A 12,787-nucleotide genomic window follows, 5' to 3' on the forward strand; every position below is an offset into this window, starting at 1 on the left:
GTGCTGGTGCCAAACTAATCGTCATCCCGGCGGAAGCCGGGATCTCGCCGGTGCATCATATTTCGACGACGAGATCCCGGCCTTCGCCGGGATGACGGAATTAGGCTAGGCTTTCGGGCCGCCACTCGGAGGCGATCAGCGCGCCTTCACCGAACAGCCTTTGCGTTGCATCGGGAGCTGCGACCGCTTCGCGTAGCTTATCGCCAAGCGGATCGTCGATCGTATGGTCGCTGCGCAGGAAAGCGATCCATGCAGCGATCGCAGCCTCGAGCGAAGGGCAACGCTGCCCACGGTGCTGGTGCCAGGCGAGCGTTTCGAGCCAGCGCTGCGGAATCTTCTGGCTGCCGTCCATCGCGATCTGGATCAGCCGGTGGTTCAGCGCGGGATTGGCGAAACGGTCGAGCAGGGCGTCGGCATAGGCCGAGAGGTCCTGCCCCGGCGCGGCGTCGATCGTCGGTGCGGCTTCCTCGCGCATCAGTCGTTCGATCACTGGCCGGATCGCCGGGTCGGCGATCGCCTGATGGACAAAATCGTGGCCTTTCCCGAGCCCGATATAGGCGAGCGCCGAATGCGCGCCGTTGAGCATGCGCAGTTTGGCGGTCTCATAGGGCGCGACGTCGGCAACCAGTTCGGCGCCGACCTGTTCCCAGCGCGGCCGCGGGCCGGCAAAATCATCCTCGATAACCCATTGGCTGAACGCCTCGGTGACCACCGCGCCCTCGTCGCGGACGCCGAGCACGGCTTCGACGGCGGCGCGGTCGGCATCGGTGGTCGCGGGGACGATGCGGTCGATCATCGTCGCCGGGCATCGGCATTCGCTGTCGAACCACGCCGAAAGGTCGGGATGACAAGCGGCGAGATAGTCACGCATCAGCCGGCGCAGCACCGCGCCATTGCCCGCCAGATTGTCGCAGCTGAGCAGCGTCAGCCCGGGCAGGCCCGCGGCCTGGCGCGCCCCGAGCCCTGCCGCGACGAAGCGATAGAGGCTGGAACCGCCGGCCGCCGCAGCCAGATCGAGCGAGCCATCGGCCCGGCGCAGATAGCCCTTCTCGGTGACCGTGAAGCTGATGATGCGCGTCGTCGGTGCCGCAATCGCATCGGCCACGGCCTGCGGATTGTCGGAAGCGACGAGCACCTGCTGGACCGCGCCGATCAATCGTATTTCGGTTCCGGCGACGCTCCGTGTGCTGACCGTGTAAAGCCCATCCTGCGGGTTCAGCTGTGCCGCGACGTCCCCTGAACGGAGCGACACCCCGATGATGCCCCAGTCGCGATCCCCCGCGCCCATCGCATCGTCGGTGTACACCGCCTGATGCGCGCGGTGGAAGGCGCCGATGCCGATATGGACGATGCCCGCCGCCTGCGCGGTACGATCATAGCCCGGCGCCTGCACCGACGCCGGAAGCTTCGTTTGCGCCGACAGCCTCACAGCTTGTACGCGGCCTTGGCGAGATTGTAGCTGAGGTCGACCGCGAGTTCGGCGGCTTCCCACTCCTCCATGCGATGCTCTGCCACGAGCTGCGCAAGGAAGCCGCAGTCGATGCGCCGCGCGACGTCGTGGCGGGCGGGGATCGACAGGAAGGCGCGCGTATCGTCGTTGAAACCGACGCTATTGTAGAAGCCCGCCGTCTCGGTGGTCTGACTGCGAAAGCGCCGCATCCCTTCGGGGCTGTCGTGGAACCACCAGGCCGGGCCGAGCTTCAGCGCCGGATAATGGCCCGCGAGCGGCGCGAGTTCGCGCGCATAACTTGTCTCGTCCAATGTAAAGAGGATGATCGTCAGCGCGGCTTCGTTGCCATAACGCCCAAGCAATGGGCGCAGCGCGTGGACATAGTCGGTCGCGGTCGGGATATCGGCGCCCTTATCGCGGCCATAGTGGTCGAACAGCCACGGGTTGTGGTTGCGGAAGCTGCCCGGGTGGATCTGCATGACGAGCCCGTCGTCGAGGCTCATCCCCGCCATCACCGTCAGCATATGCGCGCGGAATAGCTCGGCATCGGCGCCGCTCACGCTGTCCCCGGTAACGCGCGCGAACAAGGCTTCAGCCTCGGCGTCCGACAGGTCGGCGGTCGCCGCGGTCGGATGGCCATGGTCGGTCGAGGTCGCGCCCATCTCGGCGAAGAAGGCGCGGCGATTGCGATGCGCGGCGAGGTAGCCCGCGTAGCTGAAGGCATCCTCGCCCGAGAGGTCGGAGAAGCGTTTGAGGTTATCGCGAAAGCCCTCGAACTCGGGATCGATCACGGGATCGGGGCGATAGGCTGTGATCACCTTACCCAGCCATTCGCCGCTGGCGTTGGCGGCGCGAACGGCCGCGTGGTGCTCGAGGGTATCGAGCGGGCTTTCGGTCGTTGCGATCACCTCGATCCCGAACCGGTCGTACAGCGCGCGCGGGCGGAAGGCATCGGTCGCGAGCGCCTCGGTGATCCGGTCGTAATAGAGGTCCGACGTCTCGCCCGAGAATTGCACATCGAACCCGAAAGCCTCGGCGAAGACCCAGTCCATCCACATCCGCGTCGGCGTGCCGCGGAACAAATGATAGTTTTGGGCGAACAGCCGCCAGCTCTCGCGGGGGCCGGCCGCCTTGTTGCGGATCCCCAACGCGTCGAGCGAAATGCCCTGCGAATAGAGCATCCGGAACGCATAATGGTCGGGATGCAACAGGAACTCGGCGGCATTGCCGAACGATGCGTTGCCCGCGAACCAGCTTGGGTCTGTGTGCCCGTGCGGGCTGACGATCGGCAGGTCGGCAACCTCGGCATAAAGGCGCCGGCAAATATCGCGCTGCGCGAGATCGGACGGGAACAGGCGATCGGGATGAAGCTGAAACGGGCGGGTCATGCGGGGGTGCCTTCGCTTTCGACAGTGACCGGCGTCAGGCGCGGACTCAGGAGATGGAGCGCCAGCACGGCGAGGAAATAGACCGTCGTGCACACGGCGAAGATGATCGTGTAATTGCCGTTTGTCGCGTCGAGCACCAGCCCGGTCGACTTGGCCATGATCATCCCGCCGATGCCGCCCATGAAGCCGCCAAGTCCGATCACCGACCCGACCGCGCGTTTGGGGAACATGTCGGGCGGGATCGAGAGGAGCGTCGACGAAAAGGCCTGATGCCCGGCGAGCGCGAGACCGATCAGGACGATGGCCAGCCACATATTGTCGAGGCCCGTGACGAACAACAGCGGCAGGACGAAACAACCGGCGATCACCATCGTCAGCTTGCGCGCGAAATTGGGGGTGCGCCCGCGCTGGATCAGCTTCGAGGAGAGCCAGCCGCCCGCGATACTGCCGACGTCGGAGAGCAGGTACATGACGATCATCGGCAGCAGCACGACCTTGAGGTCGACATCATAGGTACTGGCGAAATATTTGGGCAGCCAGAACAGCATCAGATACCAGACCGGATCGATGAGGAATTTGGCGACCGCAAAGGCCCATGCTTCGCGCTTGGTGACGATTTTCGACCAGCCGAGGCGCGCGACCTGCTCGGGCGGATCATGCTCGATCCACGCGAGCTCGGCATCGCTGACCTTCCCGCTCTCACGCGGATTGCTGTAGAGCCACAGCCACAATATCAGCAGGAGAGCGCCAAATACGCCGGTGTAGATGAAGGTCTGACGCCAGTCGAAACCCGCCCAGACCATGAACAGCCAGATCGTCGGCGCGGTCAGAATGACCCCGATCGTCGTCGCGCTGTTAACCCAGCCGATCGCAAAAGCGCGCTCTTTTTGGGGAAACCACTCGCTCGACGCGCGGACGACGGCGGGAAAATGCCCCGCCTCGCCGACGCCGAGGACGACACGCGCGGCCATGAAAGAGGCGATCGACCCCGCGAAACCATGGGCGACATGGCCGATCGTCCAGATGGCGATCGCAATGCTGTAGCCGATCTTGGGTCCGAAGCGGTCGATCAGCCAGCCCATCAGCAGAAAGCCGAGCGCATAGGCGGCCTGAAATGCCATGACGATGTTGCCATAGTCATTCTCGCTCCACCGCATCTCCTCACCGAGAACGGGCGCCAGCAGGCCGAGCATCGTGCGGTCGATATAATTGACCGTCGTGGCCGCGAACAGCAGCGCGACGATCAGCCAGCGATAGCGCCCCGTCCTGGGCACCGGCGGCGCCGATCCTGCTGCAATGGCCTGCGTCATATGTCTCTCCCGTGGCATCAGAAAAATGCCGGGATCCGTCCGAACGAACCCCGGCAAGGCTGGGGATGGCTAGAAGTTCTGCTCGCGTTTCTGCGCAGTACCGATGATGTCGCCCGCCGTCGCGTCGGGCGCGCCCTGGGCCGGAGCGAGCGCGCCGGAGGCTCCCTCAGGCAGCAAGGCTCCGCCGATCAAAGGCCGCGCCATGCGCTATCGAAAATGAAGGCCCGCATCACATTCTCCACAACAGTCCGGACGCTTTCCGCGCCCCTCTATGCAACACCTATAGAGATTGGTCAGACCGATTGCAATAAGTGGCTTGTCACATATTTTCCGGAAATGCCAACAGGCCATATGGATCGACCCACAGCCGAAACCTAGCTATGTTGGCGTAATTTTATAGAATGGGAGAGAATTTTTCGACGACCAAATTGGCCATATTGAATGAAAACGAGCATTTTCGGGGTTTCGCATAGCCCCCGTCATGAGGCGATAAAAAAGCGATTGTCAAAATTGGCCATACCAAATAGGCTTGCACATGCTCCAAGCCGACGGGCCGGAAGAAGCAGGTCGAACCTGGAGAGGACGATATGAGCGGACCGGCTACCCGCCGGGACGATGCCCGGCGCGGCCGGGATTCCGACCGAAAGGAACTGACCAACATGGGACGCTTTGTCGCCTTTGGCGAAATCCTGCTGCGCATGTCGCCCCCGGGGCGCGAACTTCTGCTCCAGACGCCGCGGCTCGACGTCTGGATCGGCGGCGCCGAGGCCAATGTCGCAACCGCGCTCGCGCGGCTCGGCCACGACACGGCGATCGTCAGCGCCGTGCCCGACGATCCGCTCGGCGACGCCGCCGTCGCCGCGCTGCGGGGGCACGGCGTCGATTGTTCGGCCGTCGCGCGGCGGCCCGGACGGATGGGGGCCTATTATGCAGTGAGCGGCGCCGGTTTGCGCGCTACCAACATAGTCTACGATCGCGCCCATTCCGCTTTCGCTGACGCCCCCGCAGCGGACTGGGACTGGGATCGGCTCCTCGCCGGCGCCGGCCGTCTGCACCTGTCGGGAATCACCCCGGCGCTGGGCCCCGGCGGAACGGCAGCGGCCTTCGCTGCCGCAGACGCCGCGACGCGGCTTGCTATTCCTGTCTCGTTCGACGGCAATTATCGTGCGCGCCTGTGGGAAAGCTGGGACGGTGATGCCAGGGCCATCCTGTCCCGGCTGGTCGGCCTGGCCGATATCATGTTCGGCAATCATCGCGACATCGCGCTCCTGCTCGGCCGCGATTTCGGCGATGACGGGCCGGCGCGTCGACGGACCGCGGCGGACGCGGCATTTGATGCCTTTCCCAAGCTGGCGCTGATCGCCTCGACCGCGCGCCATGTCGAGGATGTGGACCATCACCGCCTCGCCGCGCGGATCGATACGCGCGACGACTTCGCCCAGACCGAGGAGATCAGGGTGGCCGGTATCGTCGACCGCATCGGCACCGGCGACGCATTCGCCGCGGGCGTGTTCGATGCGCTGCTGCGCGACCAATCCATCGCGGTTGCGGCGCAGACCGGACTGGCGCTCGCCGCGCTGAAGCATTCGCTTCCCGGCGATGCGAGCCTGTTCGGGCGATCCGATATCGAAGCCTTCCTGAGCGAGGGTTTCGATGTCAGGCGATAGGGATAGGCAAAGGGTATAGCCGGATTACTGGGTGTAGCGGCTCCGTTCATCGGCGACCCGCTTTCGGGCCAGTTCGACCTCGTGCACTTCGGTTGCCTCCAACAGCGCTTCGAGCGCGCGCGCCAGATGCTTTTGCATCGCGGCGCGCGCCGCCGCTGGATCGCGCGCTTCCAGCGCGAGGACAATATCCTCATGCTCGGCAACGCTCGGGGTCACCCCCGCGATATGCGCCTTGCTGCTGAGCAGACGATAGAGCGAAGAGCGCGCGCGCATGTCCCACAGCGATTCCACGACCGCGACGAAAGCGCTGTTCAGGCTCGCGCTGGCGATCAGTTCGTGGAACTGGCGGTCGGCCACCTCGGCGCGCGCGCTGTCGCCGCCGGCATCGCCCATCGCTTTTACGAGCGTACGAAGCTCCGCAAGCTGTTCGTCGGTGATCCGTCCGGCCGCGAGCGCGGCAACCTCCCCCTCGATCTGACGGCGCGCTTCGAGCAGTTCGAAGGGACCGACGTCGGCGGAGGGGCCGTCAACATCGGCATGCGAAATTGCCGTCACATAGACGCCCGATCCTTTGCGCACTTCGACCATCCCGTCGACCTCGAGCGCGATGATCGCCTCGCGAACCGTCGGCCGCGATACGTCATAGGACTGGGCGAGTTGCCGCTCCGACGGCAAACGCGTACCGATCGGATATTCCCCCGCCTCGATCTTGGCCGCGATATCGGTGGATACGCGTTCGTAGAGCCGTTTTGATTCCATGCCATTCCCCATGAGGAAACCGCTATCTTGTTGGCCTATGCGTTACAAGGTCGCTTGTTGCCGAGCGGGCTTGGCATGCGCCTGCGCCGTCAGCACCAGTTCGGCGGCGAGCAACGCTCCCTCCTGATCTTGCGCCACCGATGTCCCTTCGACGATGTCGGTGACGAACTGCGGGCCAAATGGCAGAGGCACTTTGGAGCAGTCCAGATACCGAACACCCTTCCGGTCGGCGATAAGCAGGTGATTTCCGCCGGGCCGGCCGGCGATATCGACATATTTCCTGAGCTCGATATAACCTTCGGTGCCCAGAATGAAGAGACGGCCATCGCCCCAGGTCGGCAAACCATCGGGCGTGAACCAATCGACGCGAACATAGCCGGTGCCGCCGTCGCCGCTCAGCACCATATCGCCGAAATCCTCGAACGCCGGACGTTCGGGATGCGCAAAATTGCCGGTTTGCGATGCGACGACATGCGCACGCTTGCTGCCCGTCAGATAGACGAACTGATCGGCCTGATGGCTGCCGATATCGGTGAGGATCCCGCCGTTGCGCGCCGTGTCCCAGAACCAGTCGGGGCGGGATGCCGCGGCCAGTCGATGCGGGGCGAGGTTGACCGTCTGGATGACGCGCCCGATCGCGCCGTCGTGGACAAGCTGGCCCGCCATGACCGCCGCGGGCACTTCCAGTCGTTCGGAATACATGATCGCAAACTTGCGGCCGGTCTCCTTGATCGCACGGCGAACATCGGCCAGCTGCTTCAGCGAGGTAATCGCCGCCTTGTCGCTGAGATAATCCTTGCCTGCGCGCATGACGCGGATGCCCAGCGGCGCGCGCAGCCCCGGAATCGCCGCGCTGCAGACCAGCTTGATCGCGGGATTGCCCAGAATCTCGTCTTCGGACCGCGCGAGCGCGATATCGCCATAGCGCGCGCGGAACATCGCAATCTGTTTGGGATCGGTCGCATGGAAGGTCGTGAGAACGCCGCCACCCCGGATCACCGCGTCAGTGATGCCATAGATGTGATTATGATCGAGCCCGATCACCGCGAATGGCACGCGATATTTCGCTTCCGGCGCCGGGCGTGCGGGTGCGCCCTCGGTCGGCGCATCGCCGCGCGCCGCGGACTGCGCCAGCGCATCGGCCGCGAAGCCCGCGGCCAGCCCCGCGGTCAGGCCAAGGCCCAGAAGATCGCGCCGGTTGGTATCGGTCATGGCTTGTTCCTTCTTCAGATAGCGATCAGCGACGTCGGCCAGGCCAGTATTTGACCGCTGTCCATCGCCTGCTCGCCAAGCAGCGACGCGACGCTCGCATAATAGGCTTGCGACAACAGGCCGGGCAGCGGCTTGCCCGTCCGCACCGCCTCGCCAAAGCCCTCGAACTGCAGCATCGTCTCGTCATATTCGCCCCAGCCAAGCGGCTCCCCGGGGGTCGTGACAGGAAGCTCGGCGAACCAGGTCGCCCCGCCGATCGGGACCGCACGTTTTTTCCCGCTCGCCACGTCGGCCTGCATCCGTAGCAGCGCCAGCTCTTTCGGCGGCAGTTCCTTGTAAATGCGACCGAGTTCGGGTTCGATCGTCCCCTTGCTGCCCTGAATCTGCTCTTCGCAGCCGTAACGCGCATTGTTCAGCAGCGAGGTGTAGATCAGTTTGCGGCCCCCCGCATATTCATAGATCAGCGCGACATGGTCATAGACCTCGCGCCCGTCCTTCCAGAAACAGATGCTGCCCGATCCCATCACGCGGGTCGGTACGGCGTCGAAGAACAGGTTGCTGACCTGAATCTGGTGCGTCGCCAGTTCGGTCATCAACCCCGCCGAGCTGTCGCGATACAGGCGCCAGTTGATCTGGCGGTCGGTAGCCCCGGCGGGAACCGGCCGGCGCCAGCTGCTTTGCCGGTGCCAGCTGGCGCGGATCTGCGTAAGCGATCCGATTTCGCCCTCTTTCGCGCGGCGGACCGCGTTCAGATAGGTGGGTTTGAACATGCGCTGATGGCCGATCTGCAGCACCTTGCCGCTGTCCTGCGACCGTTTCACCATCGCGCTACAATCGTCGATCGTGCGCGCCATCGCCTTTTCGCACCACACATGAAGCCCCGCATCGAACGCATCGAAGCTCTGCTGTTTATGAAGGTCGAGCGGGGTCGCGATCACCACCGCATCGAGACCGCCCGCATCGAGCATCGCCCGGTGATCGGTGAAGGCACGCGTCGACGCATCGACCAGCGCGCGCCCCTTTGCCAGATGCAGCTCGAAATTGTCGCAGATCGCCGCCACGGTGCAGTTGCGGGTCTTGGCGATATTCTGGATCAGTCCCCGACCGCGATCGCCCGTGCCGATCACCCCCAGCCGTACGCGATCGCCCTTTGCCACCGGTGCGGCGAGGGCGGCTGTGCTTGCCCAGGGCGCCGCTGCGGCCATCCCCGCGCCAGCTGTCGCCATCAGCACGCGATCGATGAACGATCGCCGTGACAGGTCGAAATCATTGTCAGTCATTAAAACTCATCCTGGCAGATTGATCGGGGATCGCCGCTCCCCGGAGAAAATCGAATAGAAAACGGCGCGTCCGGTCGCCGTTCAGCAAGCGCTCCGCCTGATCTTCATCGGCGACGAGCAAAGCGGTGCTCATCGCCTCGGCATGCGCGCCAAGCCGGTCGACGGCAACCGTGCAGCGCGGCGCAGACACGATGGTGGCATCGGTCGGGCGTATCATCGCGGCGCGTTCCGGCGCGTTCGTCCCCGCACCGACGGTCGACGAGATCGATACGGATTCGTCGGTGAGTTCGAGTTCGACCAGAATCTCGTCGGGGCGCAGCGGGTGTGCAATCGCGAACGGCCAGCCGCCGCCAAGCGGGTGTTCGCCGACGACGGCAATCGAACTTTCCCCGGCCGACAGGCACGCCGATACGACACCCTTCTCGCGCAAGACGGCGCAGGCGCGATCGAGCGCGAAGCCCTTGCCGAATCCGCCGAAATCGAGCGCGACGGGCTGCGATATCTCGATCCGCGCGGCGCCGCGATCAAATGCGATGGCGCTCCATCCCGCCGACGCGAACCGGCGGTCGGCCGCGGGATCGAACAGCCCGAGCGTCGAGGCGTGCAACTCCTCGATCGTGACCAGCGCTTCGAACAGCAGCGCATCGTCGATGGCAGCCCCCTGCCCCGCTATCAGGCGTTCGTTGAGCGCGGTCGTTGCCGAGGGGCGATGGATCGTCAACGCATCGTCGACCGCCTCGATCGCGCGCTGCGCCGCCGTCAACGCGTCGTCGTCACCCGCACCGAACCGATGCAGTTCGACGCGCGTCCCCATCGAAGCAAAGCGCACAACGTCGGTCATGATCGCCCCAGGGGTCAGCCCTTGACCTCCCAGCCCGGCTCATAATCGACCGACCACAGCTTCATGGCATCGGCATTGGTCGGTTTGCCCGTCGCCGGATCGATCGTCAGCGCGCCGCTCGTGCGATAGGCGATATTGCCGAGGTGACAGAGCGCGGTGCTGATATGCCCTTCGGCAATCGGCGATGCGAGCGCGCTGGCGCGGCCGCGGATGACGTCGACCAGATTGCCGGCATGAAGGATGTCGAGCGCACCCTCGCCGACCGTTCCGGTGGTTTCCGAACTGGCCGGGGCCTTCACCTCCCGCGTCAACTTGCCTTCCAGATCGTACAACTCGAACCCGTTGCGATCGACGATGGCCGACCCTTTGGTGCCGAGCAGCAGCACGCCGCGGCCACGCCCATAGGTCTTGATGCCATTGCAGCTTTGCCCGTTCCAGCGGATCGCGCGACCATCGTCGTAGATCAGGTCGAGCGCGAGCGAATCATACATTTCCCAATCGTCGCCGCGGTGGAAATGCCGTCCGCCCTGCGTCGACACGCTGGTCGGATAGGTCAGGCCCATCGCCCAGCGCGCAATGTCGAGCTCGTGCATCGCATTGTTGCAAATCTCGCCCGTCCCGTATTTCCAGAACCAGTGCCAGTTATAATGCACCAGGTTCGACCGGTACGGCCCGCGCGGGCGCGGTCCCTGCCACAAATCCCAGTTCAGATTGGCCGGCGGCGCGATTTCCTGTCCCTTGCCGATCGACCCGCGATTGTTCGCATACCAGGTCTGGGCTTCATAAACGTCGCCGAGCTCGCCTGCCCGGACCATGTCGACAAGCTGCCGCGTCTCCACACTCGACCGTTGCTGGTTGCCCACCTGCAACTGACGCCCGGTGCGGCGCTGTGCCGCGATCAGCGCTTCGCCTTCGGCGGGGGCGATGCCGATCGGCTTTTCCAGATAGACGTGGCGCCCCGCATTCATCGAATCGATCGCGAGCTTTGCGTGCCAATGATCGGGCGTCGCGATGCTGACGATGTCGACGTCCTTGCTGTCGAGCAGCCGGCGATAGTCCCCCACGATCTTGGGGGCAGGATGGCCTTTGGCGGCAAATTCGCTCGCGCGCTTCGCGAGGATGGCCGAATCCACGTCGACGAAATGCGTGACGGAAACGTTCGGCAGCTTCGAAAAAGCGCTCATATGCGCCTGCCCGCGCCCGTTCACGCCAACCACCGCCACACGCAAGCGATCGTTCGCACCCTTGATCTGCGCATAGCTGCGCGCGCTCATCGTGGCGCCCAGCGTCGCTGCGGCGCCCTTCAACATCGTACGGCGGTCAATCATGTCCTGTCCCCTTAGAATTCGCGCAGCTTGATCGACCGGAAGTCGACCCGGTCGCCATGATCCTGGAGCAGGATCGGTCCCTGCTCCCATTCGCCGAAGTTCGGCCATTTCGCATATTTGCTGCGCGCGACAAGCTCGCGAAAAGCGGGCGATCCGCGTTCATATTCGACGACCTTGAACCCGTTCAGCCAATGTTCGACATGCTTGCCGCGCACGACGATGACCGCCCGATTCCATTCGCCCGGCGCGTTGACGCGCTTGCCCAGGCTGTCGGGATCGGAGAGGTTGCGCGCGGTGATCAGATCGTAAAGCGAGCCGATCGTCCGATTGCCATCGCGGCCCATCTTGGCATCGGGATGGCGCTCATCGTCGAGCAATTGAAATTCCAGGCCGATCGCCGATCCGTCGCCCTTCAGCAGGTTCGGATCGACGAAATATTTGATCCCGCTATTGGCGCCCGGCGTCAGCCGGAAATCGACCGACAGCTCGAAACTCTTGTAGTCGCGGGTGGTGATGATGTCGCCGCCATTGGTCGCTTCGGCGCCGCTCGATTTTTCGACCGACAAGATGCCGTCGGCGATCGACCAGCCCTTCTTCGGAAAAGCGGGCCCCTTGGCGCTCCGCCAGCCCTGCGTCGTCTTGCCATCCCAAAGCAGCTTCCAGCCGGCGCCGCGCTCGGCGTCGGTCAGGCGATTGGCCAGCCATCCCTGCTGCTCGACCTTGGTCGCGGGCGAGGCAAAGCGGGCGGGCGTGTCGGTGATGATCCGCACGTTGCGGAAACGTGCCTCGGGCTTCTTCGCCGCGACCGCATCGGCAACCGAGTGCACCTGGAAAGCGATGAAGCCCCGCGCGTCCACATCGTCGACAACATCGGCGGCGGGCACGCCATTGATCCAGGTGCGCAGGCGCGTCCCGATCGCTTCGACACGATAGTGGTTCCAGTCGCCCGAGCGAAAGGCCTGCCGCGCCGCATCGTTGCGGCCGAGCGTATAGAGCCATTGACGGCGTTGTTCGTCATAGATGCCGGCGCTCCAGCGCCGCGACGAGGGATCAATCTCCATCTGATAGCCGTGAACCACACCGTTTCGATAATCGGGCCGGCTCTGGCCGCGGATCATCACGCCCGAATTCAGCGTCGGGTCGGTCTTGGCATCGAATTCGAGGATGAAATCGCCGTAAAGCGCGTCGGACACCAGCCAGCTGTTCGCCGAGTTCGGCACGGCGCTGCCAACGACCTCGCCGTCGACAACGCGATAGGGCGCCTGCCCCCCAGCGCTGTGCCAGCCCGCGAGTCCGGCGCGCGGCGTGACGTCCTGCCACGGAGCCTGCCGCTGATCCTGCGCAGCCGAACCGGGCGTCAGCGCTATCAGCGGTGCGGTGGCCAAAGCTAGAAATGCGATCCTTCGAAACATCGTGGCTCCTCTCAATTTTTTATTGCGAGGGCATCCCGAACACGCTTCATTTCCTGACGCGCCAGGCTCTCGCATTATATTGCCGCTAGCGTGAACACGCGAACACAGCTTATGCCTGCCAACCACTAATATGTGGTCAG

10 protein-coding genes are annotated in these 12,787 nt (G+C 64.4%); 1 reads left to right on the plus strand and 9 read right to left on the minus strand.

The annotated features are described in order from the left end of the window. Positions 1-100: 100 nt before the first annotated feature. Genes ACTJI5_RS11290 through ACTJI5_RS11300 form a run of 3 tightly spaced genes read right to left on the minus strand, consistent with a single transcriptional unit; the run spans position 101 to position 4,148 of the window. Positions 101-1,429, minus strand: coding sequence for a mannitol dehydrogenase family protein (locus tag ACTJI5_RS11290; RefSeq protein WP_440860377.1), 1,329 nt, complete (start codon positions 1,427-1,429; stop codon positions 101-103). Next, positions 1,426-2,838 carry a glucuronate isomerase gene (gene uxaC / locus ACTJI5_RS11295; protein WP_440860378.1) on the minus strand — a complete coding sequence of 471 codons (1,413 nt, stop codon included), beginning with the start codon at positions 2,836-2,838 and terminating at the stop codon, positions 1,426-1,428. The genes ACTJI5_RS11290 and uxaC overlap by 4 nt, the downstream gene beginning before the upstream one ends. Continuing rightward, positions 2,835-4,148 (minus strand): MFS transporter, encoded by a 1,314-nt coding sequence (locus ACTJI5_RS11300; protein WP_440860379.1) that lies wholly within the window; start codon positions 4,146-4,148, stop codon positions 2,835-2,837. Before ACTJI5_RS11300 ends, uxaC begins: the two co-directional genes overlap by 4 nt. 659 nt (positions 4,149-4,807) lie before the next feature. Here ACTJI5_RS11300 and ACTJI5_RS11305 point away from each other — a divergent pair. Next, positions 4,808-5,815, plus strand: coding sequence for a sugar kinase (locus ACTJI5_RS11305; RefSeq protein ID WP_440860380.1), 1,008 nt, complete (start codon positions 4,808-4,810; stop codon positions 5,813-5,815). 24 nt (positions 5,816-5,839) lie between these two features. Here ACTJI5_RS11305 and ACTJI5_RS11310 read toward each other — a convergent pair whose 3' ends face one another. From ACTJI5_RS11310 to ACTJI5_RS11335, 6 genes are read right to left on the minus strand one after another with little or no spacing between them, the layout of a single operon-like run. After that, the gene (locus ACTJI5_RS11310) at positions 5,840-6,574 is read right to left on the minus strand and encodes a FadR/GntR family transcriptional regulator (RefSeq protein WP_440860381.1); all 735 of its coding nucleotides are present in this window, start codon (positions 6,572-6,574) and stop codon (positions 5,840-5,842) included. Positions 6,575-6,616: 42 nt separating this feature from the next. Further along, positions 6,617-7,786, minus strand: coding sequence for a Gfo/Idh/MocA family protein (locus ACTJI5_RS11315; RefSeq protein ID WP_440860382.1), 1,170 nt, complete (start codon positions 7,784-7,786; stop codon positions 6,617-6,619). A gap of 14 nt (positions 7,787-7,800) precedes the next feature. Further along, complete coding sequence (locus ACTJI5_RS11320; RefSeq protein WP_310252518.1) at positions 7,801-9,066, minus strand: Gfo/Idh/MocA family protein; 1,266 nt, start codon at positions 9,064-9,066, stop codon at positions 7,801-7,803. Further along, positions 9,059-9,907 carry an FAD:protein FMN transferase gene (locus ACTJI5_RS11325; protein ID WP_440860383.1) on the minus strand — a complete coding sequence of 283 codons (849 nt, stop codon included), beginning with the start codon at positions 9,905-9,907 and terminating at the stop codon, positions 9,059-9,061. The genes ACTJI5_RS11320 and ACTJI5_RS11325 overlap by 8 nt, the downstream gene beginning before the upstream one ends. A 14-nt stretch (positions 9,908-9,921) precedes the next feature. Then, on the minus strand, positions 9,922-11,235 hold the full coding sequence (locus tag ACTJI5_RS11330) for a Gfo/Idh/MocA family protein (RefSeq protein WP_439514137.1): 1,314 nt from the start codon (positions 11,233-11,235) through the stop codon (positions 9,922-9,924). Positions 11,236-11,246: 11 nt separating this feature from the next. Continuing rightward, positions 11,247-12,647: a 3-keto-disaccharide hydrolase gene (locus tag ACTJI5_RS11335; RefSeq protein ID WP_440860384.1), complete on the minus strand. Its 1,401-nt coding sequence runs from the start codon at positions 12,645-12,647 to the stop codon at positions 11,247-11,249. Positions 12,648-12,787: the final 140 nt, after the last annotated feature.

Source organism: Sphingopyxis sp. 22461, from assembly GCF_052044915.1.
Classification (GTDB): Bacteria; Pseudomonadota; Alphaproteobacteria; order Sphingomonadales; family Sphingomonadaceae; genus Sphingopyxis.

Excerpts from the sequence above, each read along its gene's own strand:
- ACTJI5_RS11300 (WP_440860379.1), bottom strand. The coding sequence starts at position 4,148 with ATGACGCAGGCCATTGCAGCAGGATCGGCGCCGCCGGTGCCCAGGACG.
- ACTJI5_RS11325 (WP_440860383.1), bottom strand. The coding sequence starts at position 9,907 with ATGACCGACGTTGTGCGCTTTGCTTCGATGGGGACGCGCGTCGAACTG.
- ACTJI5_RS11320 (WP_310252518.1), bottom strand. The coding sequence starts at position 9,066 with ATGACTGACAATGATTTCGACCTGTCACGGCGATCGTTCATCGATCGC.
- ACTJI5_RS11305 (WP_440860380.1), top strand. The coding sequence starts at position 4,808 with ATGGGACGCTTTGTCGCCTTTGGCGAAATCCTGCTGCGCATGTCGCCC.
- ACTJI5_RS11310 (WP_440860381.1), bottom strand. The coding sequence starts at position 6,574 with ATGGAATCAAAACGGCTCTACGAACGCGTATCCACCGATATCGCGGCC.
- ACTJI5_RS11335 (WP_440860384.1), bottom strand. The coding sequence starts at position 12,647 with ATGTTTCGAAGGATCGCATTTCTAGCTTTGGCCACCGCACCGCTGATA.
- ACTJI5_RS11330 (WP_439514137.1), bottom strand. The coding sequence starts at position 11,235 with ATGATTGACCGCCGTACGATGTTGAAGGGCGCCGCAGCGACGCTGGGC.
- ACTJI5_RS11315 (WP_440860382.1), bottom strand. The coding sequence starts at position 7,786 with ATGACCGATACCAACCGGCGCGATCTTCTGGGCCTTGGCCTGACCGCG.
- uxaC (WP_440860378.1), bottom strand. The coding sequence starts at position 2,838 with ATGACCCGCCCGTTTCAGCTTCATCCCGATCGCCTGTTCCCGTCCGAT.